General features: G+C 40.7%; 32 protein-coding genes. 29 read left to right on the forward strand and 3 right to left on the reverse strand.

Features of this window, described 5'->3' with window-relative positions:
* Nucleotides 1–35: 35 nt before the first annotated feature.
* The 3 genes from ABS917_RS11025 to ABS917_RS11035 all read left to right on the forward strand — a co-directional run bounded on the left by ABS917_RS11025 (nt 36) and on the right by ABS917_RS11035 (nt 2,341).
* Entirely contained in the window at nt 36–830 is a 795-nt protein-coding gene (locus tag ABS917_RS11025; RefSeq protein WP_087618192.1) for a menaquinol-cytochrome c reductase cytochrome b/c subunit, read from the forward strand.
* A 181-nt stretch (nt 831–1,011) separates the two neighbouring features.
* On the forward strand, nt 1,012–1,611 hold the full coding sequence (gene lhaT, locus ABS917_RS11030) for a lipoprotein heptaprenylglyceryl N-acetyltransferase LhaT (protein ID WP_350479014.1): 600 nt from the start codon (nt 1,012–1,014) through the stop codon (nt 1,609–1,611).
* A 49-nt stretch (nt 1,612–1,660) separates the two neighbouring features.
* Nucleotides 1,661–2,341 carry a zinc metallopeptidase gene (locus ABS917_RS11035; RefSeq protein WP_350479015.1) on the forward strand — a complete coding sequence of 227 codons (681 nt, stop codon included), beginning with the start codon at nt 1,661–1,663 and terminating at the stop codon, nt 2,339–2,341.
* 157 nt (nt 2,342–2,498) lie between these two features.
* On the opposite strand, the gene ABS917_RS11040 is transcribed toward ABS917_RS11035, so the two are convergent.
* Complete coding sequence (locus ABS917_RS11040; RefSeq protein WP_350479016.1) at nt 2,499–3,365, reverse strand: YitT family protein; 867 nt, start codon at nt 3,363–3,365, stop codon at nt 2,499–2,501.
* A 190-nt stretch (nt 3,366–3,555) separates the two neighbouring features.
* Between ABS917_RS11040 and dapB the strand changes: the two genes are divergently transcribed.
* The 10 genes from dapB (at nt 3,556) to ABS917_RS11090 (ending at nt 12,849) form a co-directional block, all read left to right on the forward strand.
* On the forward strand, nt 3,556–4,353 hold the full coding sequence (gene dapB / locus ABS917_RS11045) for a 4-hydroxy-tetrahydrodipicolinate reductase (RefSeq protein WP_350479017.1): 798 nt from the start codon (nt 3,556–3,558) through the stop codon (nt 4,351–4,353).
* Between the two features lie 16 nt (nt 4,354–4,369).
* Nucleotides 4,370–4,774, forward strand: a complete 405-nt coding sequence (gene mgsA / locus ABS917_RS11050) for a methylglyoxal synthase (RefSeq protein ID WP_350479018.1) — start codon at nt 4,370–4,372, stop codon at nt 4,772–4,774.
* 84 nt (nt 4,775–4,858) lie between these two features.
* Nucleotides 4,859–6,031, forward strand: coding sequence for an N-acetyl-alpha-D-glucosaminyl L-malate synthase BshA (bshA, locus tag ABS917_RS11055; protein WP_350479019.1), 1,173 nt, complete (start codon nt 4,859–4,861; stop codon nt 6,029–6,031).
* Nucleotides 5,955–7,160, forward strand: coding sequence for a CCA tRNA nucleotidyltransferase (locus ABS917_RS11060; RefSeq protein ID WP_350479020.1), 1,206 nt, complete (start codon nt 5,955–5,957; stop codon nt 7,158–7,160). Before bshA ends, ABS917_RS11060 begins: the two co-directional genes overlap by 77 nt.
* Entirely contained in the window at nt 7,138–8,124 is a 987-nt protein-coding gene (locus ABS917_RS11065; protein WP_350479021.1) for a biotin--[acetyl-CoA-carboxylase] ligase, read from the forward strand. The genes ABS917_RS11060 and ABS917_RS11065 overlap by 23 nt, the downstream gene beginning before the upstream one ends.
* A 522-nt stretch (nt 8,125–8,646) precedes the next feature.
* Nucleotides 8,647–9,483 (forward strand): 3-methyl-2-oxobutanoate hydroxymethyltransferase, encoded by an 837-nt coding sequence (gene panB, locus ABS917_RS11070; RefSeq protein WP_350479022.1) that lies wholly within the window; start codon nt 8,647–8,649, stop codon nt 9,481–9,483.
* The gene (gene panC / locus ABS917_RS11075) at nt 9,483–10,346 is read left to right on the forward strand and encodes a pantoate--beta-alanine ligase (RefSeq protein ID WP_350479023.1); all 864 of its coding nucleotides are present in this window, start codon (nt 9,483–9,485) and stop codon (nt 10,344–10,346) included. The genes panB and panC overlap by 1 nt, the downstream gene beginning before the upstream one ends.
* Entirely contained in the window at nt 10,339–10,722 is a 384-nt protein-coding gene (gene panD / locus ABS917_RS11080) for an aspartate 1-decarboxylase (RefSeq protein ID WP_350479024.1), read from the forward strand. Before panC ends, panD begins: the two co-directional genes overlap by 8 nt.
* Before the next feature lie 195 nt (nt 10,723–10,917).
* On the forward strand, nt 10,918–11,505 hold the full coding sequence (locus ABS917_RS11085; protein WP_350479025.1) for a 3D domain-containing protein: 588 nt from the start codon (nt 10,918–10,920) through the stop codon (nt 11,503–11,505).
* A 138-nt stretch (nt 11,506–11,643) separates the two neighbouring features.
* Nucleotides 11,644–12,849 carry a dihydrolipoyl dehydrogenase family protein gene (locus tag ABS917_RS11090; RefSeq protein WP_350479026.1) on the forward strand — a complete coding sequence of 402 codons (1,206 nt, stop codon included), beginning with the start codon at nt 11,644–11,646 and terminating at the stop codon, nt 12,847–12,849.
* Here ABS917_RS11090 and ABS917_RS11095 read toward each other — a convergent pair.
* Together ABS917_RS11095 and ABS917_RS11100 are read right to left on the reverse strand one after the other, a co-directional pair.
* The gene (locus tag ABS917_RS11095) at nt 12,804–14,726 is read right to left on the reverse strand and encodes a recombinase family protein (protein WP_350479129.1); all 1,923 of its coding nucleotides are present in this window, start codon (nt 14,724–14,726) and stop codon (nt 12,804–12,806) included. The genes ABS917_RS11090 and ABS917_RS11095 overlap by 46 nt on opposite strands.
* 97 nt (nt 14,727–14,823) lie before the next feature.
* Entirely contained in the window at nt 14,824–15,399 is a 576-nt protein-coding gene (locus ABS917_RS11100; RefSeq protein ID WP_350479027.1) for a helix-turn-helix domain-containing protein, read from the reverse strand.
* Between the two features lie 203 nt (nt 15,400–15,602).
* Here ABS917_RS11100 and ABS917_RS11105 point away from each other — a divergent pair, with 203 nt between their 5' ends.
* The 16 genes from ABS917_RS11105 (at nt 15,603) to ABS917_RS11180 (ending at nt 26,038) form a co-directional block, all read left to right on the forward strand.
* On the forward strand, nt 15,603–15,809 hold the full coding sequence (locus ABS917_RS11105) for a hypothetical protein (protein ID WP_350479028.1): 207 nt from the start codon (nt 15,603–15,605) through the stop codon (nt 15,807–15,809).
* A gap of 292 nt (nt 15,810–16,101) precedes the next feature.
* Entirely contained in the window at nt 16,102–16,386 is a 285-nt protein-coding gene (locus ABS917_RS11110; protein WP_350479029.1) for an AbrB/MazE/SpoVT family DNA-binding domain-containing protein, read from the forward strand.
* A gap of 5 nt (nt 16,387–16,391) precedes the next feature.
* Entirely contained in the window at nt 16,392–16,805 is a 414-nt protein-coding gene (locus tag ABS917_RS11115; protein ID WP_350479030.1) for a leucine-rich repeat flightless-interacting protein, read from the forward strand.
* A gap of 21 nt (nt 16,806–16,826) precedes the next feature.
* On the forward strand, nt 16,827–17,156 hold the full coding sequence (locus ABS917_RS11120; RefSeq protein ID WP_350479031.1) for a YqaI family protein: 330 nt from the start codon (nt 16,827–16,829) through the stop codon (nt 17,154–17,156).
* A gap of 99 nt (nt 17,157–17,255) precedes the next feature.
* Nucleotides 17,256–17,864, forward strand: coding sequence for a hypothetical protein (locus ABS917_RS11125; protein WP_350479032.1), 609 nt, complete (start codon nt 17,256–17,258; stop codon nt 17,862–17,864).
* Nucleotides 17,864–19,108 (forward strand): DUF2800 domain-containing protein, encoded by a 1,245-nt coding sequence (locus ABS917_RS11130; RefSeq protein ID WP_350479033.1) that lies wholly within the window; start codon nt 17,864–17,866, stop codon nt 19,106–19,108. The genes ABS917_RS11125 and ABS917_RS11130 overlap by 1 nt, the downstream gene beginning before the upstream one ends.
* Nucleotides 19,109–19,124: 16 nt before the next feature.
* On the forward strand, nt 19,125–19,391 hold the full coding sequence (locus ABS917_RS11135; protein ID WP_350479034.1) for a LexA family transcriptional regulator: 267 nt from the start codon (nt 19,125–19,127) through the stop codon (nt 19,389–19,391).
* An 80-nt stretch (nt 19,392–19,471) separates the two neighbouring features.
* Nucleotides 19,472–20,026 (forward strand): DUF2815 family protein, encoded by a 555-nt coding sequence (locus ABS917_RS11140; protein WP_350479035.1) that lies wholly within the window; start codon nt 19,472–19,474, stop codon nt 20,024–20,026.
* The gene (locus ABS917_RS11145; RefSeq protein WP_350479036.1) at nt 20,026–20,310 is read left to right on the forward strand and encodes a hypothetical protein; all 285 of its coding nucleotides are present in this window, start codon (nt 20,026–20,028) and stop codon (nt 20,308–20,310) included. The genes ABS917_RS11140 and ABS917_RS11145 overlap by 1 nt, the downstream gene beginning before the upstream one ends.
* Nucleotides 20,311–20,427: 117 nt before the next feature.
* Complete coding sequence (locus tag ABS917_RS11150) at nt 20,428–21,792, forward strand: DNA cytosine methyltransferase (protein WP_350479037.1); 1,365 nt, start codon at nt 20,428–20,430, stop codon at nt 21,790–21,792.
* Nucleotides 21,793–22,005 (forward strand): hypothetical protein, encoded by a 213-nt coding sequence (locus tag ABS917_RS11155; RefSeq protein WP_350479038.1) that lies wholly within the window; start codon nt 21,793–21,795, stop codon nt 22,003–22,005.
* A gap of 43 nt (nt 22,006–22,048) precedes the next feature.
* Nucleotides 22,049–22,414, forward strand: a complete 366-nt coding sequence (locus ABS917_RS11160) for a hypothetical protein (RefSeq protein ID WP_350479039.1) — start codon at nt 22,049–22,051, stop codon at nt 22,412–22,414.
* A gap of 14 nt (nt 22,415–22,428) precedes the next feature.
* On the forward strand, nt 22,429–24,441 hold the full coding sequence (locus ABS917_RS11165; RefSeq protein WP_350479040.1) for a DNA polymerase: 2,013 nt from the start codon (nt 22,429–22,431) through the stop codon (nt 24,439–24,441).
* Nucleotides 24,398–24,961: a hypothetical protein gene (locus tag ABS917_RS11170; protein ID WP_350479041.1), complete on the forward strand. Its 564-nt coding sequence runs from the start codon at nt 24,398–24,400 to the stop codon at nt 24,959–24,961. The genes ABS917_RS11165 and ABS917_RS11170 overlap by 44 nt, the downstream gene beginning before the upstream one ends.
* A complete protein-coding gene (locus ABS917_RS11175; RefSeq protein WP_350479042.1) occupies nt 24,951–25,415 on the forward strand; it encodes a hypothetical protein in 465 nt (154 codons plus the stop codon). The genes ABS917_RS11170 and ABS917_RS11175 overlap by 11 nt, the downstream gene beginning before the upstream one ends.
* Nucleotides 25,397–26,038: a hypothetical protein gene (locus ABS917_RS11180; RefSeq protein WP_350479043.1), complete on the forward strand. Its 642-nt coding sequence runs from the start codon at nt 25,397–25,399 to the stop codon at nt 26,036–26,038. Before ABS917_RS11175 ends, ABS917_RS11180 begins: the two co-directional genes overlap by 19 nt.
* The last annotated feature ends 28 nt before the right edge of the window (nt 26,039–26,066 follow it).

A 26,066-nucleotide genomic window follows, 5' to 3' on the forward strand; every position in this document is an offset into this window, starting at 1 on the left:
AAACTAATTGTACTATTTTTTAAGGAGGGGACACTATGCAACGCGGAAAAGGTATGAAGTTCGTAGGTGATTCACGTGTAAAAGCGAATAACCGTATGCCGAACGTGCCAAAAGATTATTCCGAGTATCCAGGGAAAACAGAAGCTTTCTGGCCTGACTTCTTATTAAAAGAATGGATGGTTGGTGCAGTTTTCTTAATCGGTTATTTATTATTAACTGTCGCACATCCTTCACCACTTGAAGGTCCGGCAGACCCAACAAATGCATCGTATATACCGTTACCGGACTGGTACTTCCTATCAATGTACCAGCTATTAAAATACTCTTATGCATCTGGTCCATATAACGTCATTGGCGCGATGGTTATTCCAGGTATTGCATTTGGTTCATTAGCATTGGTACCATTTTTAGATAGAACACCTGAACGTCGACCATTTAAACGACCATTACCGACAGCATTTATGTTGTTGGCAATAGCAGCACTTATTTATACAACATGGGAATCTGTTCAGGCTACTAACTGGGAAGCAGTTCATGCTCAAGGTGAAATTACGGATAAACATTTAGGTTTACTACCGGATGTTGAAGTAGATGAAACGTCCGAAGGTTATGAAATCTATCAAGCCCAAGCGTCATGTATTGGCTGTCATGGTGGAGATCTGGCTGGTGTATCCGGCCCTATGCTTCTTGGCAATGAGTTAACAGCCGAAGAAGTTCAGGAGGTAATTGTGAATGGACGAGGCGGTATGCCTGCTGGAGCATTTACAGGTACAGATGAAGAACTTCAAGTTTTAGCTGAATTTATCGCAGGATTAAAAGAAGCTGAATAATTTTTTACACTGGAGAGTCAGAATATTGACTCTCTTTTTAATTTTCATTTAGTTATAGATTACATTGAAAGTTTGCGTATCACTTAAGAATATATATAATTAAAGACGTACAATATTTGGTTTAGTTGCACACAATACATAATACGAATTAAAGAAGAATGAAGAAGAAAAAGGTGAACAAATGAAAGCATATATAATGCAATTATGGTACGTATTAAACCACCGTGCCTTTTTAACTTTACTGCTTATTATTAACTTGCTTGGTACAGTTTACGGTTATTACTGGTATCGAGGGCAGTTGGCAGTAACAGAACCGATTTACTATATATTCGTACCGGATTCCCCCACAGCAAGCTTATTTTTCTGTTTTGCCATTTCTGGTTGGCTGATCGGCAGAAACTTTAGATTAATGGAAGTGCTTGCCTTTATCACTTTAATTAAATATGGATTATGGGCAGTTGCGATGAATCTTCTTACATTTGTGGAGAACGGACAGCTGGGAGCGGACGGGTGGATGCTCGTTGCTTCGCATTTTTTAATGGCGGTACAGGCTGTTCTGTATTTACCGAAATACCGATTTAAAATGTGGCACGTGATGGTTGCAGCTGTTTGGACATTGCATAACGATATAATTGACTATTTATTTGGGCAAATGCCATTTTACAGAGTCATTTTCCAGTATCCGAGCGAAATTGGCTACTTCACATTTTGGCTTTCGGTGGCATGCATAATCTTTGCTTTTCTTGAAAGTCGTAAGCGTGAATATTTGCAACAAGACTAGAAAGCCTTTAAAATTAAAGAATAGAAAGAGATAGAAAGGGAGTTCGATAATGGTATTGTATATTATTTACTTTATCATCATTTTGCTGTTACCGTTGTATGCGCAAATGAAGGTAAAGAGTACGTACAAAAAATTTGCTCAAGTTTCAGCTGAAAAAGGGATGACAGGTGCTCAAGTAGCACGTTATATTTTAGATCAACATGGTTTAACAGATGTTCGTGTAGTGCCGACTCAAGGTTATTTAGCTGACCACTATAATCCTGCAACTAAAACGGTTGCCTTGTCTGAAGATAACTACTATAATTCTTCAATCGCCGGTACAGCTGTAGCAGCGCACGAAGTTGGTCACGCGATGCAGCATGCTGAAGCTTATTCGTTCTTAACATTACGTTCGAAATTAGTGCCAGTAGCTAATATTTCATCGAATATGTCTTGGATTTTTGTAATGATCGGTATTTTTGCTTCATCTTCAGGTTTCCTGTTGCTGGGTATAGCTTTATTATTAGCGGGTGTTGTATTCCAGGTTGTAACATTACCGGTAGAGTTCGATGCATCCAAACGTGCGATGAATGAAGTCGTATCTTTAGGTATTATCAATAACACCGAAGAACGTTCAGCACGCAAAGTTTTAAATGCAGCGGCAATGACATACGTTGCAGCAGCAGCTGTAGCAGTAATGGAATTATTACGTTTAATCCTGATTTACACAGGTATGACTTCGGAAGATTAATATGTAATGTAATAGAAATTAAAAAAAGTCATTTTCCCATTAGGGAAAATGACTTTTTGTTTTGATAATTATTCAAGTATTTCATAATCTTTCAAAGTCCGTTTTAATCAACGGACCTTGTAAGAATGGGGAAAACGAATAGATAACTTATTTAGCCTTAATGGAGAGGCTGTTTTTTATCGTCCAATGTGAAGCCTTCTCCAGTTACATCGCGGACGTCCATGACGGATACGAATGCATGCGGATCAATGCCGTGGACAATATTTTTTAGACGGACGAGTTCGTTTCGGCCGATGACACAGTACAGAACATCCCGGTGCTCTTTCGTAAAATGACCATGCCCGTCAAAAACGGTCACGCCACGGTCCATGTTATTCGTAATTAAGTTTGCGATCTCATCGGACTTCACTGAAATAATAAATGCACCTTTTGCTGAATAGGCACCTTCCTGCACTAAATCGATGACACGGCCGCCAACATAAACGGCTACTAAAGTATACATCATCGAACGGGCGTCCAAAAACGTCATCCAGGAAAGGAGAATGACAAAGAAATCAAAGCCGAACATCGTTTTGCCCATACTCCAACCAAGATATTTATTTGCAAGTCGGGCTAAAATATCGACCCCGCCGGTTGTTCCACCGAATCGGAACACAATCCCTAAACCAATTCCGACAAATACCCCTGCAAACAATGATACAAGGAATAAATCATCCTGTAAGTTCATATCGACTTCGTAAATTTGAAAGATTTTTAAGAATACCGATACGCTTAGTGTACCGATGATTGTATAGATAAATGATTTTTTCCCTAATAAACGCCATCCTAAAATAAACATTGGAATATTTAATAGCAAATTCATTAATGCTGGGTCCCAATTTAGTGTAAAATATAAAATAAGTGTAATACCACTAAATCCACCTTCACCCAGTTGGTTTTGCATATTGAAGTGGACAAAACCGAAACTGAATATTGCGGAACCGATCAGGATTCCGATGATATTCTGTATTTTTATTCCTTGCATAGTAAACCTCCTAAAATCGGTTGAGTAAGAATATATGTGTTGGAGCAGAAAAAAGGTTACATTGTTTATTATGTTTGATTTTGTCGCATTTGACAACAATATGGATGAACGCAACAATGTCGCATCTTCTTACTCGCAATTAATTAAACAAGGATAAAAAGCAACTAACAGTAAAAAGGAGTTTTCTAGTATGACAATCAGAGTAGCAATTGCCGGTGCACGAGGCAAGATGGGAACAGAAGCAGTACATACAATCATGAATAATGACGGAATGGAACTTGTATCAGCACTTGATTATAAAGAAGTCGGTACATCACTAGCTTTGCTTGAAGAGTTTCCGAATCATTATGAAGTGCCGATTTATACAAATTTTGTTGAGCTTGTGCGTGAAACAAAGCCGGATGTACTTTTAGATTTAACAAATCCGCTTTGTGTATATGAACGAACAAAACAGGCGCTATTACATAACATTCGTCCAGTTGTTGGGACGACCGGTTTTACCGACGAACAACTTGAAGAACTGCAGCAAATGGCAACAGAAAAACAATTAGGCTGTATTATTGCGCCGAACTTCGCGATTGGTGCCATATTAATGATGAAGTTTGCCAAAGATGCCGCAAAGTATTTCCCGGATGTGGAAATTATCGAAATGCATCATGATCAAAAGCTTGATGCACCATCTGGTACTGGTATTAAAACAGCACAAATGATCAGTGAAGTTCGAAAGTCGAAAAAGCAGGGGCATCCGGAAGAAAAAGAAACACATACTGGTGCAAGAGGCGCAAATTTTGACGGCATGCATATCCATTCAGTAAGACTTCCAGGTTTAGTTGCGCATCAGCAAGTACTGTTTGGCAGCACAGGTGAATTATTAACGATTCGTCATGATTCATTAAATCGCGGAAGCTTTATGAGCGGTGTTACATTTAGTATTGAAGAAGTAATGAAAACCAATACATTAATCTATGGATTAGAGAACATCATTTAGAAATGGGTTGATAATTATGAAAATGGCATTAATAGCGCATGATCGGAAAAAAGATAATTTAATTCAGTTTGCGATTGCGTATCGCGATATATTGAAAGAGCATGATCTATATGCGACAGGCACAACGGGCACAATGATCGAAGCGGAAACAGGGCTTCCGATTACGAAGTTTCGCTCGGGTCCATTAGGTGGAGATCAGCAAATCGGTGCGATGATCGCCAATAATGATATGGATATGGTATTTTTCTTCCGTGATCCATTGACGGCACAGCCGCATGAGCCGGATGTCATGGCATTAGTGCGGTTATGCGACCTGTATCATATACCGCTTGCAACAAATATGGGGACAGCAGAAATTTTATTAAAAGGGCTTCAGGAAGGTTTTGTTGACTGGCGCATTTTAGAAGAGCGCAGAAAATAAAGAGCCGGTCAATTTTACTTTATAAATGTGTTTTATCATTTTGAAGAAAATTAAAATCGTATTGTTGAAAGGATGGGGAGCCGAATGAAAAAATTAAAAATTGGTATTACATGTTACCCGACAGTGGGAGGTTCGGGTGTAATTGCAACAGAGTTAGGCAAGATGTTGGCAGAACGAGGACATGAAATTCACTTTATTACTTCAAGTGTGCCATTTCGACTTAATAAAATTTATTCAAACGTTTTTTTCCACGAGGTGGAAGTGAATAATTATTCGGTATTTCAATATCCACCATACGATATTGCATTAGCAAGTAAAATGGCTGATGTTATTAAAGAGGAAAAACTTGATTTATTACATGTTCACTATGCGATTCCTCATGCGGTTTGTGCGGTTTTGGCCCGTCATATGAGCGGCGAGAACTTTGGCATTGTCACAACACTTCACGGAACAGATATTTCTGTTTTAGGCGAAGATTCTACGTTGGCGCAGGCGATCAAGTATGGCATTGACTGTTCCGATGCAGTAACGACTGTTTCGGAATCGTTAAAACAGCAGACATATGCTTTGATCGATACGAAAAAACCGATTGAGACTATTTATAATTTCGTTGATGAGGATGTGTTTAAGCCTGTGGATCCCGGCAATTTAAAAGAGCAATTTGGTATTTTGCCGCACGAAAAAGTAATTATCCATGTCTCGAATTTCCGTAAAATAAAAAATCTGCCGGATGTGGTCGATTCATTCCTGAAGATTCGTGAGCGTATGCCGGCCAAATTATTATTAGTCGGGGATGGACCGGAAAAGCATCGTGTCACGGATATTGTCAAAGATTCACCTTATACGGATGATGTATTGTTTTTAGGTAAGCAGGAAAACATTACAGAACTTTTTGCGATCAGTGATTTAAAATTATTGCTCTCAGAAAAAGAATCGTTCGGGCTCGTATTATTGGAAGCTATGGCATGCGGTGTACCTGGCATCGGTTCAGCGATCGGCGGGATTCCTGAAGTAATCGATCATGGTGTGAACGGCTATCTGGTACCACTTGGAGATACGCAAGCTGTGGCGGATTATGCGGTCGAACTGCTGCAGGATGAGGAAAAACATCAAGCTTTCAAAGAAGCCGCACTAAAATCGGTACGCGATCAGTTCCATGAATCAAAAATGGTTGAACAATATGAACGTATATATGAAAGTGTGGTTGAAAAAAAGAATGATTCCGCAACAATGGCAAGCGGCAAAGGAAGTCATTAAAAAGATTGAACATGCCGGTTTTGAAGCTTTTATTGTAGGTGGAGCGGTGCGGGATCATTATTTGCAAAAAGAAAATAATGATGTCGATATCGCAACGAGTGCATTGCCAGAAGAAATTCAAACAATTTTTTCCCAAACAATTGATGTAGGTATCGCTCACGGGACGGTCATTGTACTGGACTGTGGAGAACCAATCGAAGTAACAACTTACCGGACAGAGTCTACATACAGTGACCATCGTCGTCCGGATACAGTCGAATTCGTTCGAAATTTACAAGAGGATTTAAAACGCCGGGATTTTACAATGAATGCGATGGCCCTAAGTCAAACGGGAGAGTACATCGATTATTACAATGGCCGCCAACATATCGACAGCAAAGTTATTTGTGCTGTAGGGAAGCCGGAACAGCGTTTTGAAGAAGATGCTCTCCGAATGCTGCGTGCTGTCCGATTTGCTGCACAGCTTCACTTCTCAATCGAGGAAAACACTTTTGATGCAATCAGGCAAAAAGCAGCATCGATTGAATATGTTGCAGTAGAGCGCATTCAAGTAGAACTTTCAAAAATTTTTACTTCTGAACATGCTGCATTCGGTATTGAATATATGGAAAATACGACATTGGGCAATTATTTATATGGCGATTTTACTTCTTCTGATTGGGTACGCTTTTATTCGGAAGACCGACAAGTTGGGTGGGCATACTTCTGTTTAGTAAATGGCAGTGATTTGACGCTCCTTACAAAGTATCGCTGTTCGAATAAGGATAAGCTCTTCGTAAAAACGGTGTTGGATGCTTATGAAAGCCTACTCAGCGGGATGAGCCTTGGTGATTTAATGCGTTTTGATACAATGATTCTTAAAACAGCATACCAATTTACAATTTGGCAAAATCGTAAACTTGAATTGAGCTACGAAGAATTAATAGCACGAAAAAACATATTGCCGATTCAGCAGGTACATGAACTTTCGATTACAGGAAAAGACTTGTTGGAATGGTCCCAGAAAAAACGCGGCAGCTGGATTAAACAGACGCTTGATGCAGCAGTAGAAGCGGTCTTAAATGGGAAAGTACAAAATGATAAACAACAATTAAAGGAATGGTTTTATGCATTTCACGATGAAGGATGAAATTTTGAAACGGTTTTTGACTGCGGATGGAGAACCGGTTTCCGGCCAAGTGTTGGCGGATGAACTCAACGTCTCCCGAACAGCAATATGGAAGCATATGCAAACATTGAAGCAGGAAGGTTATGAGTTTGAAACAGTAAAAAAACGGGGGTATAAACTGTTATCTGTACCGGATAAAGTGGATATGGGTCAACTGCAGCAATTTTTGACGACGGAACGCTATGGCCGACAAGTTCATTATTATGAAACGGTTGAGTCGACACAGCTTGTTGCGCATGAACTTGTCCGAGCTGGTGCACCGGATGGCACGGTTGTTATCGCTGAGCATCAAACTGCAGGGCGAGGGCGCATGATGCGTGAATGGGAATCGACAGAAGGACAAGGGATTTGGATGACTGTCATCATACGCCCGGATGTTGCCCCGCACCAGGCTCCTCAATTTACCTTAGTTACTGCTGTGGCCATTGTTGAAGCAATGAAGTCGAGTTTTAAATATTTCACTCCTGAAATCAAATGGCCGAATGATATTTTAATCAACGGCAAAAAAACAACAGGAATTTTGACGGAAATGGTAGCTGAGGCTGATCGAATCCAGGCATTGCTAATTGGTATTGGCATCAATGTCAATCAGCAGAGGAATGATTTTCCTGAACCGTTACAATCAATTGCAACTTCGATTGCGATTGAAGAAGGAGAGCCAATTGAACGTGTACATTTCGTCGCCAATGTGCTTGAATCTTTGGAAAAATACAGTGACGAATACGTGAAAAACGGCTTCGGCCAAATTAAACAGCTATGGGAACAGTCTTCGGGGACGATCGGAAAACAAGTGAAAGCAACAACACTCCGTGAAGTCGTTGAAGGGGAAGCTGTCAGTATTACTGAGAGCGGTGTCCTGGAAATTCGCCAAGCAAACGGGGAAATTATAGGCATTTACTCTGCTGATATTGAACTTTTATCGTAAAGGCCTCATTAAAAAAGTTTTTACAGCAATTATTTATCCCGTATTAACGGGTAGTAAGACTCCCGCCTCTAGACATAAGCAGGGCAAAAGGATAGGCGGGAGATCAACTACCGTAAAAGCCCGATTGGTTTGGGCCAACACGATGTTGGTCATACAAGCGTTGTCACAGGACGTGACGATTTTAGCTTGTGTTCCTTCCAATCAGTGGGGGATGAGAAAACCCACTGATTGAGTTTAACTTTATTCTGTACGTTTTCTTCCAAACTTGTTATAGTAGCTCTAGGACAGTATCTTAATAGAACTGTACCTGCAACTGCTAGTCAACATTAAAAAAATCTGCTTTGATCTACACAAGACAGAGACGGAAGAAAACGCGCATAAATCAATTCATTTTATACTTATAATTCGATTCTATTTCCACTAAAAGTATGAAATTTGTTGAATTTACGTATGGTACTACCCTTCTGTCTAATTTTAGATAGAAGGGTATTTTTGTTTTCTTTCCACTTAAGGAGGAAGAACATGAAAACAACTGCACAGTTTTTAAAAATGAAAGAGCAAGACGAAAAAATTGTCATGATTACCGCTTATGATTATCCGGCAGCGAAATTTTCCGAAGCGGCAGGTGTCGATATGATACTTGTAGGGGATTCCCTCGGAATGGTCGTACTGGGCTATGAATCGACAATGCGTGTAACAGTGGAAGATATGATCCACCATAGTAAAGCGGTTCGCCGAGGTGCACCGGATACGTTCATCGTCGTCGACATGCCATTTGGTTCTTATCACGGAGATGTGAACGAAACATTGAAAACGGCTGTGAAAATGATGCAGGAAACGAATGCAAATGCCGTAAAAGTAGAAGGGGCAGATGATATCGTGCCTGTTATTAAAAAGTTAACCGATGCCGGTATTCCGGTTGTTGCACATTTAGGATTGCTGCCACAATCAGCTGGGGTGCTTGGCGGTTATAAAGTGCAGGGTAAAACAGCCGAGCAGGCGGAAAAATTATTAAAAGATGCTCTACTTGTTGAACAGGCAGGTGCATGTGCCGTTGTCCTGGAATGTATTCCACATCAGTTGACGGAAGTTGTCTCGCATAACTTAACGATTCCGACAATTGGCATCGGTGCAGGGGTAAAAGCGGATGGGCAAGTGCTTGTATACCATGACTTATTAAAATACGGAAAGCATCATATACCAAAATTTGTTGAAGCATTTGCACAAGTCGGTGAAGAGGTAGAAAAGGGGATTACGAATTATAAAAACGCTGTGAAATTAGGTACATTCCCGACATTACAACAAAGTTTCACAATGAAAGAGACGGAGCTAATCGAGCTCTACGGAGGTGTAAAATAATGAACGTATTAACAACAATAGCCGAGTTGCGTGAAGTAGTTCAAATGGCAAAATACAACCGTCAGTCAATCGGTCTTGTCCCGACAATGGGCTATTTACATGAAGGACATTTAACATTGGCTGCAAATGCACGCAGCGAAAATGAACTTGTTATCATGAGTATATTCGTCAACCCAACACAATTTGGTCCAAATGAAGATTTTGAATCATACCCAAGAGATTTACCACGCGATACAGAATTGGCAAAATCGGTAGGGGTAGATTATATATTTGCACCGTCTGTAGAAGAAATGTATCCGCACGATGGTGGGATATCCATTCGTGCAGGACGGCAGGCACATATTTTATGCGGAGCGAGCAGACCTGGTCATTTTGACGGGGTTTTGCAGGTCGTGGCGAAGCTCTTTAATTTAGTGCAGCCGGACCGTGCTTATTTCGGACAAAAGGATGCCCAGCAAGTGGCAATCATTCAAACAATGGTACGCGATTACAATTTCCCGGTGACAATCCGTGTTGTGCCGGTTGTACGCGAAGAAGACGGTTTGGCAAGATCAAGCCGCAACGTTTATTTGTCTGCTGAAGAACGTTCACAGGCTCCTGCAATTCAGCAAGGGCTCCAACTTGCGAAGAGAGAATTGTTGGAATTCGGTAGTGTGGAATCGGCAATTGCACTGGCAAAAAAAATAATCCATGACAACATGGAGGGCAATGTTGATTATTTGATGATTTTATCTTACCCGGATTTACAGGAAGTCGATGATCGGACAGAGCAAATCGTTGTTGCAGCTGCCGTTCAAATTGGTAAAACACGTTTAATCGATAATTTAATTTTTCCATTAAAAGGGGAAGTAGTCCATGTTTAGAATGATGATGAACAGTAAAATCCACCGTGCACAAGTGACACAGGCAGATTTAAATTATGTAGGGTCCATTACAATAGATGAAGATATTTTGGATGCGGTTGGAATGCTGCCGAATGAAAAGGTCCATATTGTCAATAACAACAACGGAGCACGCTTTGAGACGTATATTATCGCCGGGGAGCGCGGGTCAGGAGTTATTTGCGTAAATGGGGCAGCGGCACGCCTTGTTCAAAAAGGTGATATTGTCATCATTATTTCTTACGTGTATGTGGATAATAAAGAAGTTGCCGAACATACTCCAACTGTTGCGATTATGGGGGAAAGCAATACAATCAAAGAAATAATCGAATACGAACCGGAAGCAACAATTATGTAAATAAAAGATGAAAAGCTGTCATGAAGGATTATTCCTATATGACAGCTTTTTTTATATTACATTTTTGGTTAACGAAGGATAATTTTGTAATTTTTATATCATCTCCTTGTAATCTTTTTGAAATATTAAATGTGTAGACTTGGATTTAGCTTTATTTTACAAAATAGACAAAAGATACAGGGGGAAATAATTAATATGTTTCAAAATAAACTATTATTTAGCTTTGCCTTCTTTATGGTCACTACCTTATTCTTCGCAAGCGCGGCAATTGCAGCTACGCATACTGTGAAGAGAGGTGAGGAATTGGATGAAATTGCAGATCTTTATGACACATCAGTATATACATTGCTTGAATTAAATGAAGTAGACGACATAGATAAAGTAACAGAAGGTTTCGTACTAAAATTACCGGATCATATTAAAAATAAAAAAGCACCGGTTGAAAAAAAGGAAAAAAAGGAAAAAAAGGAAACAATTGATGACTTTGAAGTTGTCAAAACTTTAACAGTTGAAGCAAGCGCTTTTACAGCATACTGTAAAGGGTGTTCGGGAAAAACGGCATCCGGAATTGACTTAAAGAAAAATCCGGATATTAAATTAATTGCGGTTGATCCAAAGATTATTCCGCTTGGAACGAAGGTTTGGGTGGAAGGTTACGGAATTGCGGTTGCCGGTGATACAGGCGGTTCAATTAAAGGAAACCGGATTGATGTTTTTGTTAAAACAAAAAAAATCGCGCTCAATTGGGGACGTAAAAATGTTGAAATTAAAGTATTAAAATAACGGATAAATGGGCAGCGAATGCGATTGGCATTTCGCTGCTTTTCATTTAAGTGAATATTGGGAATTAGGAGAATACGAGTGCCCGATTTGTTGCATTCCCTACACTGTAATGCTAATGTGAAAAATGAGGTGGTATATATGGAAAAATTTGATTTAGCCGTCATTGGTGCTGGGCCTGGAGGATATGTAGCGGCAATCCATGCAGCAAAAAGCGGCTTGAAAGTAGCGCTTGTCGAAAAAGATAAAGTTGGTGGTGCCTGCTATAATGTCGGCTGTATTCCTTCAAAAATTATGCTTGAGCATAGTAAGCTGGTGCAGGAAATTCGACGCGGAACTGATTGGGGTGTGACGGTACCGACGATTAATATTGATTTTCCGAAACTAATGCAGCGAAAAGATCAAGTGGTTGCTGAACTGTTATCTAATATTGAAACATTTATCGAAAATGCACAGATTACATTGTTTAGGGGGAAGGCGACAGTAACCGCAGAACGAAAAGTGATTATTGGTAGTGAGGCATTTACAGCAGATCATGTCATTTTAGCAACAGGCAGCCGCCCGTTCGTTCCGCCATTTAAAGGGCTTGAAAACGCAAATTATCATACAACGGATACGTTCTTTTCCATCCAGGAGCTGCCGAAGCAATTAACGATTATCGGAGGCGGGGTTATTGCAATTGAAATGGCATTTGCTTTAGCGCCAATGGGAACAAAAGTAACCGTTTTAAACCACAGTAAAGATATTCTGCAAACAGAAGAACCGGATGCACGTCCGATTATTAAAGAAAAGATGAAACAACTCGGAATCGAACTTGTGACAGACTTTACGTTCGAAGAAATCCATGCTGACCATGTTCAAACATCAATCGGCAATTTCCCGTTTGAAAATTTACTGTTTGCTACAGGGCGCCGTCCGAATACTGAAATTGCGGAAGCGCTTGAAATGCAGATGGATGGCCGTTTAATCAAAGTAAATAACCACTATGAAACAAGTATTCCAGGCATATATGCGATAGGTGATTTAGTCGGAGGATTCCAGCTTGCCCATTCTGCAAGTGCAGAAGGTGTACACGCAATCGACTATATTTTAGGGAAGCACCCAAAAGTGATCAATCAGCAGGAAATTCCGCGATGTGTATATACACATCCTGAAATTGCGACATTTGGCATGCTGGAGCACGAAGCACCTGCAGACAGTATTGTAACGAAGATGTATTTACCTACGAACCCTAAAGCGTTGTTAAGCAAAATAAACCTTCAACGTCACAATGACATTAAAGGTTTAAAAAGGGGCTCTATTCACTTCCGAGTAGGTCGCAGCTCCAACTCACGAATGATTTTTTGAACAGTAATGTTAGAACAGTAAGCCAGTTTTGCAATATCCTTAGTTCGCATATTGATATCTTTTGCCAGGCAATCTTTAACTGTCTGAATGATGAAAGCTCTTTTCTCAGGACTTCCTTTCTTCAACTTCAATCCTTTGTACGCTCCAAATTCCTCTGCATCTCTGTTTAAAGTTTCGGGTTTATGACCCGTTAATCTGCTCAGCTCCATAAATTCGATTGGCTCCGATTGAGTTTTTAAAATGGCTACCGTATTTCTATAGCGACGATACCTTTTCATTTTTGCTTCCGCATCGGAGATTAAGTCCACAGGATCTATTTCAAAATAGAGCGGCATGCTGAATCCTTCAGCCGTCCTTGCCAATACTTCCGCTTTCATTGTCTCACTATTCAATGTGATTCTTTCAAAAAGGGTAGCAATGATTTTCTCCAGTTCATCGTCATCTATTTCAGAAGGTAGGGCGACACTCATAAACTCAGGCATCGTATATTCAGACCTCATGAACAATGATAAAAAGTCATCCGCATGTTCACCGGCTAAATTAAGAACAGCTTCAATGTTGTACTTATCCTGTTTGATCAGACTTAGTTTTTGTTCAACGGTTTTCAATTCCTCGGTTAGAACAGCCACATCATCTTCGATAGTTTTTTTATTCGCATCCAACTTATCCATTGTCCAGCTACCAGTAAGATAAAGATTAAGAAGACGGTCCAGCATGTCCTGCTTATTTTTTATATCCAGTCGAAGTCTTTTGATATCCTTCTCCAAATCGTCAATTTCCGACGTAGCCGTTTCACTGGACTGCATATGTTTTGAAATTAATTGCTCCCGGTTATCCAGTAGCAAGTCCTTAACTAAAACAAGAAGAGGTCTCAGAACCTGGTTAGCACTATATGTGGGCATCACAGGACACGGAGGGGACGTTTCATGAATATGGAGGATATACGCATAGGTTTTGCCGTTATCACCGTATTCAGGCCTCTCCAGCTTGTTTAAACGCAATGCTTTGCCACAATGTGCACAAGTCAGTTTAAGTTGTCTTAAACCATGCCTGAAACTTGTAGGGGGAAGTTCCTTTTTCAGTAAACTCATTCGAGCTTGAATGCGATCGTAAGTCTCCTTAGTTCGAAGTTTCGGGAAAACATCTTCCACTTCCATGTTTTCAGTTGAATAGTTCCGTGTGAGCACGCCATGGTAATTCTTGTTCATCAATCTTTTTCGAACCTGTACATCTGTCCATTTAGCACCTTGCGCAGTCTTACAGCGTTTGTTTAACTCATTGGCTATACGATGGGTGCCCATAGCTTCTTCAAGATACAAACGGTCAATAAAAGGGATAATCCATGCACGTTCTTTGTTTACGATTGGTGTTTTCGTATTTTTGTCGTAAATATATTCGTCCGGTATGCGGCCCATTACGCGACCTTCCCGTGTATACTGCCTCAAACCTCGGCCCATTGTACGCTTGATGTTCCGTCTGCGATGAGATGCAAGCAGGTTTTTTAAGTCACTGAAAAATTCATCATTTTCATTGGTAAGGTCAATAATATTGCCGGGCTCCGCAATCTTTACTTTGTTCTCCCGCAGAACATCTTTCAGGTATTGCCAGTCCGCCACATCCAAACGCGAAAGGCGGTCCTGCTCGATAACCAGAACAACATCCACTAGACCATCTTCTACCGCATCCAGAAGAGCTTCCAAACCTTCTTTGTTGATTTTTGCACCGCTGTCCACATCTTTATAAGTATCAACGATTGTCCATCCCTGAGCCTCTGCATAACGCGTAAGTTCCGTCTGCTGTGCTTTAAGGGAATAGCGGTCCTCTTGCAGCTTAGTTGATACCCGGATGTATATGGCTACTCGCATGTGCTTTTCCATGATGTGCACTTGAAGCAACTCCTTTTGTACAAATATTTTACAATTCAAAAAATGTATGCTACTATAAAAAAACAGAACGGGTGTTCTGTTTTTTGTTCTACTTTTGTTCGGAAATATGTTTTTCTTTAATGGCGTGTAGGACATTCGGAAGATCTTCAATGTCCACTTGCGCCCCAGCTACTTCGATAGAGCCGTCTTTATTAATAAAGATTTTTACGGAAATCTGCTCGTTTTTCTCAACTGAATAGAGTGGACTAGCGTCTTCAGCAACATAACTGCTATCTGATTTTTTAATCGAATGTACCAGCATGTTTCTTTCGTTTTTGATTGCAGGTGGTGTTTCGTCACCCAACAAATCCACTGTTTCAAAAATTGTCATTTCTCTTAAATTGAGTAGTTCGTCGATGCTAACAGAAGTGAAAACTTCTGCATAAGATCTTAAAACTTCAACGGAAGGTAATCGCATACCTTTCTCAATTAAACCGATATATGCTTGTGATACGCCAACAGCTTCTGCAACGACTGCTTGTTTATAGTTATAAGAAGCTCTTAATTTTTTTAAAAACAACCCAATCGTCGGGCTAATCTGTTTTCTTTTCTCACGGGTTACTTCCGGTAGTCTTTTTTCAGGATTAATAATTCTATCTTTTTCTTCTTTTCTATCTTTTTTCAAAATTGGTCACACCTCTCGAAGTATTGATAAATTAACGTTTATGGAAAAAAATTAAAAAATATTCAAAAAATATGGATAAAAATAGTTGCAAATATTACCGACGGTTGTTATAGTGTGAATTAATAGAGTTGAAGAAACATAGACTAGGCATTTAAATACCGACGGTTTTCTAAAGCTCTTAAAAAAAGGAGGCTATTCAATGTATGAACAAACCTCAGATTAATGTTCCAGAAATCAATATGGAACTGGTAAGAATTAAAGCTGCGCTTCCTGTAAAACTCGCGGAGCTTTCTCGTATTAACAAAGACGCTGCAATCACAATCCTGCAAGATTGGGGAGAAGGCGTCAAACCTTTAAAAGTATTATACAAAGAAGTACTAGCTGAATTAGATGCTGTCACATCTATATAAATCAGAACAAGACAATCAAATGTCTTTGACCTACTGATAGTTTACCTTAAAAGTGGTTAATTATGCAAGAAACAAGTAAAAATAGATACAAATTACCTTATTTTTTACAGAAACAAGTAAAAAATATTACGTAACTCGTTCACTATTTTTACTTTAAGCAAAATCATACTAAGAACATTTGTACCTATTCTGCTTAAAGTAGCAATAGAGCTATCCGCCTATCAAAAGGTGATTGGGAAATGGACAAGAAATACCCAATGTAAAACAAAAAACACTCAGGAGGTTATTAAAAATGAGATCAACAGGAATTGTACGTAAAGTGGATGAGTTAGGACGCATTGTAATTCCAATGGAGTTACGCCGCACATTAAAAATCGAGGATAAAGACCCGATTGAGATTTTTGTGGATGAGGATAAGGTGGTTCTTAAAAAATACAAGGCGAATATGACTTGTGACATCACAGGCGAGGTATCGGAAAACAATGTTCCACTTTTTGACGGAAAGCTTACAGTAAGTCCAGAAGGTGCTGCAAGATTGCTAGAGGAACTTCAAAAATTAAATAGAAAAGGGGTTTAGTTAGGATGAACGATCTGCAAATTCAAACTCACATTGCCCAATCTCAGGCAAATGGTAAATTTCAACGCATGCAAGAAATCAAACGTGAGCGTGAGAAATTAAAGCTTGAACATGACAAGCTCCAAGAAAGCTTAATACAACATATCGAGAAAAACGGTAAAGTATTAGCATTTAAGGATAACGTTCCACACATATTACAAGTGGGAATGCGCACTACAACAAAATTCGATAAGGCGAAGTTGGCTGGAGATTTAGGTGAAGCCCAGAAGGACTTAACGACTGTTCGGTTAGCTCAACTTGTCGAAGAAAAACGCTTAACAGCTCAACAAATTGAAGAACTTATGTACACTGAAAGTGATACCACGTTAAAAGCCCGTAAAGCTAGTAAAAACGATTTAAGTTTAATACTCGGTAAATAAATCCGGAAGGAGGCGTTGCATGTGGAAGGGAAAAAATTTTTACAAATTGAAACACCGTCGGTTTTAAAAAGTGGTCAAGCCAACTGGGTTGTTAAAGATGATTTAGGTAACGAAGTGCAAGAAGGTGAACAGGTTTTCATCTTGGAAAATGGCGCAACGATTCATGTAGGTGCTGCAGAAGATTACTTGATTGAGAAGCTGGGAGCAAAGGTTGCGAAAACTGGAGTTACAGATGTGTTCTTACTGGCAGACGGTGCTTGGATTAGTACAGAAGATATCGAGGATTACTTTATTGAAACATTAGGTGCACAAGTTTTTCAGCGAGTTGCGTTTAATAGCGCTCAAAAATAAAAATGAGTATTTTATTAACTGCAAAGCAACACCGATGATGCATAAGGCAGTTAATCAAACACTCATGTATAACTTATCACAAATGAGGAGGAATTTTCAATGAAAATAGAAGTTACACACACGATTAAATTTGACACAAAAGTCGAGTCCTTACTGGAGTTAGTAGCTCAAGCGTTAATTAGTTCAACTAAACCCGTAGAGCTAACTGTTGAACCTACAAAACTTGAAGGGGAAAAGGCGTCAACAACGGTGACATCCGAAAAAGGGGATAAGCCGAACGTAGCAACGAAAACACGTTACTTCGTTCATGAAGGCACAGACGAACTGGTTGTTGTAAAAAAAGGTGAGTCACTTGAGTTCCTAGAAACGGATATTTTCGATGAGGTATCAGCTGCTGTTTATAAAGAGCTTAAAGCGAAGAATGAAGAGCCTGCAACTGAAAAGGTACCGGAGGAAGAATCAGAGACTACAACTGTAGAAGATGAAGCAGTCGTTGTGGATCAACCGGCATTAAAAATTGAAGATTTACGCATGATTGCTGCTAAGTTTGTCAGTGCGGCCAAACAAAAAGAATTGAAAGCATTATTCGGTGAGTTCAAAGATGAAGATGGAAACCCTGGCATCAAGCTCTCTTCAATACAAGAAAAGGACTACCATGCATTTGTTGAGCGAGCAAAAGAGCGTTTAGCAGAACTGGGTGTTGAATAATGACGGGGCATGCAAAACGTGCCCACGCCTTACTGAGTGCATCGGGCGCAAAACGTTGGATGACTTGTACACCTTCTGCTCGGGCAGAGGAAAAGTATTATTCGAAACATGGACAGAAGCCTGAAAGTGAGTACGCGGTTGAAGGGACGACTGCCCATGAATACAGCGAATTAATTCTGGCACGGGAGTTAGGGCATCTCAATAAATCTCAGGCAACTCGAAAAATTAATGCTTTCAAAAAGCGACCGGAAAAAGCAAAGTACTATGGTCCGGAAATGGAAGAGCATGTACAAACGTATGTCGATTTCGTAATGGAACGTGTGAATGCTGCACGTGCAGTTTCTCCGGATGCGATTGTACTGATCGAACAGCGTCTCGACTTTAGCGAATATGTACCGGAAGGCTTCGGTACCGGCGACGTATTGATTGTTTATGATGGTGTACTGGAACTGATTGACTTGAAGTACGGCAAAGGGGTTCCAGTCAGTGCTGATGAAAACCCGCAACTTATGCTTTACGGTCTTGGTGCAATTGCAGAACATGACATTCTCTACGATATCAAAGAAGTGATTCTTACAATCGTACAGCCTCGGCTGGATAGCATCTCAAGTTATTCGATTGCTTCAGATGAATTGTTAGAGTGGGCTGAAAATGAAGTAAGGCCAAAAGCGGAACTTGCCGATAAAGGTGAAGGTGAATTTGTACCGGGTGAGCATTGTCGATGGTGTGCCATCAAAGATACATGTCGTGCACGTGCAGACCTAGCACTCAAAACAGTCGAAGCGGATTTTGCGGAAGATGGCTCAATCGAAATGGAGCTACCGGATCCTGCAGAACTTTCGAAAGAAGAGATTGCGGAAATCCTTTTCGTAGCACCTGAGATTGAAAAATGGTGCAAGGATATTCAAACCTATGCACTGAATGAAGCATTGAACGGGGAAGAGTTTGACGGTTTTAAACTGGTGGAAGGGCGAAGCAATCGAAAGTTTTCGGATATGAAAGCGGTCGCTGAACGTTTGGAAGGTGCAGGGCTTGAAGCAGAAATCATCTATAAACCGAAAGAGCTTCGCAGTGTAGGAGATTTAGAGAAAGCAGTCGGCAAGTCGCGCTTCACCGAAGTATTGGAAGGTTTAATCGTGAAGCCACCCGGTAAGCCGGCACTTGTTACACTTGACGATAAGCGTCCTGCACTCAACAGTCCAGAAAAAGCAGCAGAGGATTTTGCAGACGAACTATTAGAGTAGAAAGTTGGTGGATTATGTGCACAAAGGACAGCGCATTAAAAAAGGGGATGTTGCTCGCATCGAAATACTAACTGCAATTTATGTATACGCATTGGAGCATCAGCGACCAATCAGTTATAAGGAATTAGCTGCTGCAACCGACAATGCATCAACATCGACTGTATTCCGCCACACAGGGATACTTCAAAAAATGGGGTACTTACGCAAATACAACCAGGGAGAACCACGTTCTCTCATCGTTACACCAGAAGGAATAAAAGCAGTTCAATCTGGAACTTTATAAATTATAAACAACCGTCGGTTTTATGGGTTAGGTGAGAGTCCTAACCCTTAAAAAAATAAAATATTTGGAGGTCATTTAATATGGCAAAACGTACAGGAACAAAAGTTATCACTAACGAGGCACGCATGAGTTATGCGCACGTATTCGAGCCACATGGTATCGATGGCAACGAACCAAAGTATTCCATTTCAATCTTAATTACGAAAACAGACACTGAAACAATTAAAGCGATCAATGAAGCGGTAGAAGCTGCTAAAGAAGAAGGCAAAGCGAAGTGGAACGGCAAAATTCCGGCAAACTTGAAAACGCCACTGCGTGATGGCGATGAGGAACGTCCGGATGATGAAGCATATGCTGGTCACTATTTCATCAATGCAAACAACAAATCAAAGCCTGGCATTGTTCAAAAAGTAAGCGGGGCACTTGTACATCTTGATTCAGTAGATGATTTCTACTCAGGATGCTATGCAAAAGCTTCAGTTAACTTCTATGCTTTCAATGCAAACGGCAACCGAGGCGTGGCTTGTAGCTTACAGAACTTATTAAAAACGAATGATGGTGATCGCTTAGCTGGTGGCGCATCTGCTGAGGCTGACTTCGCGGATGAGTTCGAAGGCGATGACTTACTAGATTAATGCGTAGGCTACTAGCGGTAGTCAACTTTCCTCACAGCTTAAGTGCTAGCGGTTTCGGAGAGCGAGAATATACGTATAAAACGTATTATGAAAACTTAACGAAAGGCGCTGTTGTAGTCGTCGAGACACAAACAGGTTATTCCGTGGCACGTTTTGTTCGCTACATTGAAAGCACAGATGTACCGAATTTAAAGTACATTGTTCAGCATGTCAATATAGCGAGCCATAGAGCTAAACGAAAAGCATGCGAGGAATGGGACGACTATGAAAATTTACTAGATTAATTTTAACAGAATAAGAAGGTCTATTTTGGACCTTCTTTTCTTTATACCTAAAACCTTCTATTTAATAGGTAGAAAAGACAGTTTTTAGGTAGAAAGAAGGGAAGGTGTTAGAGAAAAATGCTAACAAGAATAAATGGTGTAGGAAGAAAACGAGGTCTAGTAGTAGACAATTTTGCAGGTGGTGGTGGTGCGTCAACTGGGATGGAGAAAGCAATAGGACGTTCAGTGGATATAGCGATTAACCATGACATGGAAGCTATTCGTATGCATAAGGCAAATCATCCGACTACAAAACATTATTGCGAATCTGTGTGGGATGTTGACCCGGTCGAAGCTTGTGAAGGGCAGCCGGTCGATATGGCGTGGTTTAGTCCAGATTGCCGTCATTTCAGTAAAGCGAAAGGTGGAGGACTTGTTAACCGGGGAGTACGGGGTCTAGCTTGGGTAGCGGTGAAATGGGCGAAAGCAGTAAAACCGAAACTCATCTTTTTAGAGAACGTGGAAGAATTTCGTACATGGGGTCCTGTTGATGATGACGGCAAACCGATAAAAGAACGCGAAGGTGAAACATTTAATGAATTCCTTAACGCTTTGAAAGTTGAAGGTTATGAGATTGAATACCGGGAGCTTGTTTCGTGTGATTACGGTGCGCCAACTTCAAGAAAACGCTTCTTCCTAGTTGCAAGATGCGACGGCAACCCAATAGTGTGGCCCGAGCCTACTCATGCAGACCCGTTGAGCGAGGAAGTACTGCTCTATGATAAAAAGCCTTTTAGAACGGCAGGAGAAATTATCGATTGGTCTTTCCCGACAAAATCAATTTTCGCTCGTGACAAGCCTTTATCCGAAAATACCATGAAACGGATTGCGAAAGGTTTACAGAAGTTTGTCATTAATTCCGATGAACCGTTTTTAGTGCCTGAACATAATGCGACTGCTTTTATCACGAGTTACTATACGCCAACAAATGAAAATGACGTGAGAGGATTACCGCTCGACAAACCATTACACACCATTACTAGTGGGGGTAATCGTTTTGGACTGGTAACTGCTTTCCTTACTAAATATTACGGTCAGTCGTATGCGCAGGGAATGGCAGAACCTTTACACACCATAACAACTAAAGATCGTTTTGGTTTAGTGACAGCTTTTTTGACCAAGTATTACGGAACTTCATATGCACAGGGTTTAAACGAACCTCTTCACACCGTTACTGCAGGCGGAAATAAATACGGTCTGGTCACAATTGAAATGCAGGAATACATGATTACGGATATTCATTTACGCATGCTCCAACCGGTGGAACTTTTTAGAGGTAATGGGTTCCCAAGCAGTTACATTATTGACCGGGATTATGAAGGCCGCAAAATACCAAAATCTCAACAAATTGCTAAATGCGGTAACGCTGTAACTCCTCAAGTGCCGGCTGCTTTAGTCAGAGCAAATGCGCCGGAGTTATGTTTTCAGAAGGAGGCGATATAAGTGGAGATAGGGCAAGACGTATATATTTCCGTATATAACCGGCTACGTAGAAGTAAACCTTACTGCAAGCTGCATAAAGTTGTCGAGATTACATCGACACATGTGATAACGAGCCCATTAAATTACGAGGACACGCCAAAACTTTGGCTTCGCTTCGGTCGGAAAAATCTACAATGTAAAAATACTCAGTCCAAATTTGAATATCAGATTTGAGAAAACGAGCAAGCATTTAACCGTGCAGTAATGGAGGGCTATTATGAGAAAACGTGAAAAGTTAAAAGTCGGTGAAAATGTTGTCGTGGTCAGTAACCACAAGTTTATACAAAGCATTGATATTGTGAGAGATTACCAGGTTGTACGTGCCAATAATTCAAGTGCATATCTGGTTGAAGTAGCGGATTTAAATGGAGCTAAACCTTACATGATTAAAGTCAGTCAGAAGGATTTCAGAGGTGCTGGTGTGATTGATTCCTACAAGGTTTACCGCACAAAAGAAGATTACGAGAAAGCAATTGCGGACCGTGAAGAACTCGCAAAACTGCAATCGAAAATCCGTGAAAACGTGAAGATGATGAACCTTACAGAATTAAGAGGTCTCTATGCATTCATGAATAAGAACTGAAAGAAGGTGAAGAATTGAAAACGCTAAGTATTGATATTGAAACGTATTCCAGTAATGACCTAAAAAAGTGCGGCGTTTACAAGTACGTAGAAGCAGATGATTTTGAAATACTCATTTTTGCTTATTCAGTGGATGGCGGCCCGGTAGAAACAGTAGAGCTTGCTTTAGGAGACAGTATTCCCCATGAAATACTCAAGGCGTTAGCAGATCCAGCAGTTCTTAAAAAAGCTTGGAATGCACAATTCGAACGTGTAGCAATGAGTGAATACCTAAAGCGGATGTTTTTAGAAATCGCATCTTACAGTGAAGGATTTACTTCTTTAGGTTACCTCGACCCAAAACAATGGCGATGTACGATGGTGGATGCAACTAGGGCCGGTTTACCTGCCACACTGAAGCAGGCGGCCATCGCATTAAAGCTTGATGTGTTAAAAGACGAAGCCGGCACGCATCTCATCAACTATTTTGCAAAGCCGAGAAAACCGACAAAAAATAATCCGGCTACTCGAAACCTGCCACAGGATGATTTTGAAAAGTGGGATGCATTCGTTAACTATTGTGCTCAGGACGTTCGTGTAGAAATGGAGATAGGCAGAGTCGTAGACGAATATCTGTATCTTGGCAGCAAGTCGGACCGTTTTGAAATGACGCTTTACCATCTGGACCAGGAAATTAATGATCGCGGTATTCTGCTGGATACTGAACTGGTAGAGGGCGCATTGGTAGTTGATGCTGCTTATAAAGAAAAGTTAATGGAATGGGCGAGAGTCTTAACCGGATTGGACAACCCCAACTCTAATGCACAGCTTTTAGGATGGCTCCAGGAGCAAGGTTTAGAGATTGATAACCTAAAAGCCGATACCGTAGCAAAAGAGGTTAAAACTACAACAGGTACGGTAAAAACGGTGCTTGAAATCAGACAGGACCTTTCCAAAACAAGCGTGAAGAAATACGCATCCATGCAGCATGCCATTTGCCGTGATGGAAGGGTTAGAGGATTACTGCAGTTTTACGGGGCTAACCGGACAGGGCGATGGGCAGGGCGACTGGTGCAAGTGCAAAACTTAACCAAGCACAGTGTGAATGATCACGATTTAGCATTAGCGCGTAATTTAGTAAAAGCAAAAGATGTCGATGGCATAGAAATGCTATTCGATTCAGTCATAAGTATTTTATCTCAGCTTATCCGTACAACGTTTGTTGCTCCGAAAGGGAAAACGTTTGCGGTGAGTGACTTCTCCGCTATTGAAGCACGTGTAATTGCATGGCTGGCAGGCGAGAAGTGGCGACTTGAAGTGTTCAACACGCACGGAAAGATTTACGAGGCATCGGCTGCACAAATGTTCAAAGTACCAATTGAAACAATCGGTAAGGGTTCACCTCTACGTCAAAAAGGGAAAGTTGCTGAGCTTGCACTCGGGTATCAAGGCGGACCGATGGCACTTGTCAGTATGGGCGCACTGGACATGGGGATTCCGAAAGAGGAGTTACCCGAATTGGTAAGCGCATGGCGCAATGCAAACCCGAACATTAAAAAGCTATGGTATGGGGCGGAAAGAGCCGCAATGAATGCTCTGCAGAACCCGGGTGATGTTATTGAATTTGAAAAAGGCGTTAGGTTCTACATGTTTAAGAATACGCTTATGATGCAGTTGCCTAGCGGACGTAGGCTTTGCTACTTTAATGCTCGCCTGCGAGATCATCAAAAGTTTGAAGGCAAACAGGAAATCGTATTTGAAAGTGTTCATCCTGAGAGCAAGAAATGGACGCTATCCTCCACATACGGCGGGAAATTGGTCGAGAACATGGTGCAGGCGATTGCCAGGGACTGTTTAGCCTATTCGCTCTTAAGGCTTGATAAAGAAGGCCATGAAACCGTAATGCATGTGCATGATGAAGCGGTATTAGAAAGCGAGGTTGGAAGCATTGTCACTATTGAAGAAATTATGGGCCGCAGTATCAGTTGGGCTGATGGTTTACCATTTGACGCAGATGGTTTTGAATCCACGTTCTACAAAAAAGATTGATGAGGAGACAGAGACGGATCCACCAGAAAAACAATTGGTGAGTGACTTATTGGCAGGGGCATTTGAAAAAGGGAATCCGGATGTATGCATACGATGCCAGGGGGATGTAAGAAAGGCAGGGCATATTACAGATGCCTATTCGCAAAATTCCGTTTGCCTCGAATGTTTGGCAATAGAAAGTCACATGGAGTATTCGGATGTCGATGACCAAGCGTGGATTCCTTTTAGTGATGCAATCATGTATGACAAAAAAGGGCGAGACATTACAAAGTTGGTGCGCGAAATGGTACAAAAAGATCTCTTACCGATACATTTAAAAGTCCATAAGATGCTCGAAGGTAAAAGTCCTCTTCCATCTTTACCTTCCCCCAGTAAAGTGAGCGAGGACAGAATGGTTGAGCTTCGCTCGATTTTAGCAGCAATAGACATGGCAATTGATTTAGGGTACAAGGACGACTTTTTAGAACTAACCGCAAAATACAACAAACTACTGGAGGAGGGTAACAATAATGGATTTTAAGACGTGGTTAAAAAGAGAATTATCAAATGCAACATTGTCATTGGCAAAAGAAAAATCTGCTCTAAAAGATTTAAATAAAGAGAAAAAACGCTTGGAAAAAGAGAAAGCTGATATTTCTCATCTCCCTATACGTAAAGTTGAAACTAGAATCACTAATTTAAAAGAATTTATAGATCAGTTGAAAAAGGTACAGAAGGTTGAAGTGGTACGGTTGCAAACGGGGAAAGTGATTGCGCTCTCTACATTAAAAGCTTTTAACAAAAAAGTTAGCAGTCGCATGTGGACAACAGAAATCACTCAGCATCCCGATGGTCTGAAAATGACATATTCGGACGGTTCATCAAAAGGGCAAATCACAATCACTGGTTTCGGTGTAGACCTTGAAATTCCGGAAGAAGTAGAGCTTCCAATCTTTACAGAAGGTGAGGTATTAGAATGCTTGATACGCTCATGAAACATGCCAAACATTTCACTGATGAAACGGGTCAAGATGCGGCAGACACTAAAAAAGTTGTTCATTTTCACGATTGCGGTTCACTTTTTATGGCGGATGGAATCGTCGGGCTATTTGCACTAAAAGTACACCAAGAAAAAGATAGTACAAAAACTCCTTCTGGTGCTGTTTCTAAAGAGGCTCCTATTTCACATGAAAAGGTCATCAATTTACTTGGGGCTGCAGCAAGTGTCCAAGATTCGGCGATTATCAAAGCAAATATTGATGTTGAAGCTTTGCTGAAATATACAAAGGCAGTTATACACGCCTGTAAATACGATAGCGAAAATGAAAAGAAAGAAGATCCTCTGCTCAACATTAATCTGAAAGTCAATAAAGGACTTGTCTACGAGCAGCACGGCGCTGAACTTAAAAGCTTTTATAACGACGCTGAAGTTTCACCAGCTGAAGACGTAATTGGGGCAACTTTGAATGCAAAAAACCTTTTAAAAGTGTTAGCGGTGCTGCACGAATTAGGGTATGACGATGTGCAGCTGCTAATCACTGGACGGTTTAGACCGGTTGAGATTCGGTCATATGATTGTGCTGTTCGAACAATTGTAATGCCGATAAGGACTTACTAGAAACACAGAACTATTAATCTAAGAAAAA

The organism is Solibacillus sp., assembly GCF_040273735.1.
Taxonomy (GTDB): domain Bacteria; phylum Bacillota; class Bacilli; order Bacillales_A; family Planococcaceae; genus Solibacillus.

Coding starts and splice junctions, on each gene's coding strand:
- ABS917_RS11025 (WP_087618192.1), top strand. CDS start 36: ATGCAACGCGGAAAAGGTATGAAGTTCGTAGGTGATTCACGTGTAAAA.
- lhaT (WP_350479014.1), top strand. CDS start 1,012: ATGAAAGCATATATAATGCAATTATGGTACGTATTAAACCACCGTGCC.
- ABS917_RS11035 (WP_350479015.1), top strand. CDS start 1,661: ATGGTATTGTATATTATTTACTTTATCATCATTTTGCTGTTACCGTTG.
- ABS917_RS11040 (WP_350479016.1), bottom strand. CDS start 3,365: ATGCAAGGAATAAAAATACAGAATATCATCGGAATCCTGATCGGTTCC.
- dapB (WP_350479017.1), top strand. CDS start 3,556: ATGACAATCAGAGTAGCAATTGCCGGTGCACGAGGCAAGATGGGAACA.
- mgsA (WP_350479018.1), top strand. CDS start 4,370: ATGAAAATGGCATTAATAGCGCATGATCGGAAAAAAGATAATTTAATT.
- bshA (WP_350479019.1), top strand. CDS start 4,859: ATGAAAAAATTAAAAATTGGTATTACATGTTACCCGACAGTGGGAGGT.
- ABS917_RS11060 (WP_350479020.1), top strand. CDS start 5,955: ATGAACGTATATATGAAAGTGTGGTTGAAAAAAAGAATGATTCCGCAA.
- ABS917_RS11065 (WP_350479021.1), top strand. CDS start 7,138: ATGCATTTCACGATGAAGGATGAAATTTTGAAACGGTTTTTGACTGCG.
- panB (WP_350479022.1), top strand. CDS start 8,647: ATGAAAACAACTGCACAGTTTTTAAAAATGAAAGAGCAAGACGAAAAA.
- panC (WP_350479023.1), top strand. CDS start 9,483: ATGAACGTATTAACAACAATAGCCGAGTTGCGTGAAGTAGTTCAAATG.
- panD (WP_350479024.1), top strand. CDS start 10,339: ATGTTTAGAATGATGATGAACAGTAAAATCCACCGTGCACAAGTGACA.
- ABS917_RS11085 (WP_350479025.1), top strand. CDS start 10,918: ATGTTTCAAAATAAACTATTATTTAGCTTTGCCTTCTTTATGGTCACT.
- ABS917_RS11090 (WP_350479026.1), top strand. CDS start 11,644: ATGGAAAAATTTGATTTAGCCGTCATTGGTGCTGGGCCTGGAGGATAT.
- ABS917_RS11095 (WP_350479129.1), bottom strand. CDS start 14,726: ATGGAAAAGCACATGCGAGTAGCCATATACATCCGGGTATCAACTAAG.
- ABS917_RS11105 (WP_350479028.1), top strand. CDS start 15,603: ATGAACAAACCTCAGATTAATGTTCCAGAAATCAATATGGAACTGGTA.
- ABS917_RS11110 (WP_350479029.1), top strand. CDS start 16,102: ATGAGATCAACAGGAATTGTACGTAAAGTGGATGAGTTAGGACGCATT.
- ABS917_RS11115 (WP_350479030.1), top strand. CDS start 16,392: ATGAACGATCTGCAAATTCAAACTCACATTGCCCAATCTCAGGCAAAT.
- ABS917_RS11125 (WP_350479032.1), top strand. CDS start 17,256: ATGAAAATAGAAGTTACACACACGATTAAATTTGACACAAAAGTCGAG.
- ABS917_RS11130 (WP_350479033.1), top strand. CDS start 17,864: ATGACGGGGCATGCAAAACGTGCCCACGCCTTACTGAGTGCATCGGGC.
- ABS917_RS11140 (WP_350479035.1), top strand. CDS start 19,472: ATGGCAAAACGTACAGGAACAAAAGTTATCACTAACGAGGCACGCATG.
- ABS917_RS11145 (WP_350479036.1), top strand. CDS start 20,026: ATGCGTAGGCTACTAGCGGTAGTCAACTTTCCTCACAGCTTAAGTGCT.
- ABS917_RS11150 (WP_350479037.1), top strand. CDS start 20,428: ATGCTAACAAGAATAAATGGTGTAGGAAGAAAACGAGGTCTAGTAGTA.
- ABS917_RS11160 (WP_350479039.1), top strand. CDS start 22,049: ATGAGAAAACGTGAAAAGTTAAAAGTCGGTGAAAATGTTGTCGTGGTC.
- ABS917_RS11175 (WP_350479042.1), top strand. CDS start 24,951: ATGGATTTTAAGACGTGGTTAAAAAGAGAATTATCAAATGCAACATTG.
- ABS917_RS11180 (WP_350479043.1), top strand. CDS start 25,397: ATGCTTGATACGCTCATGAAACATGCCAAACATTTCACTGATGAAACG.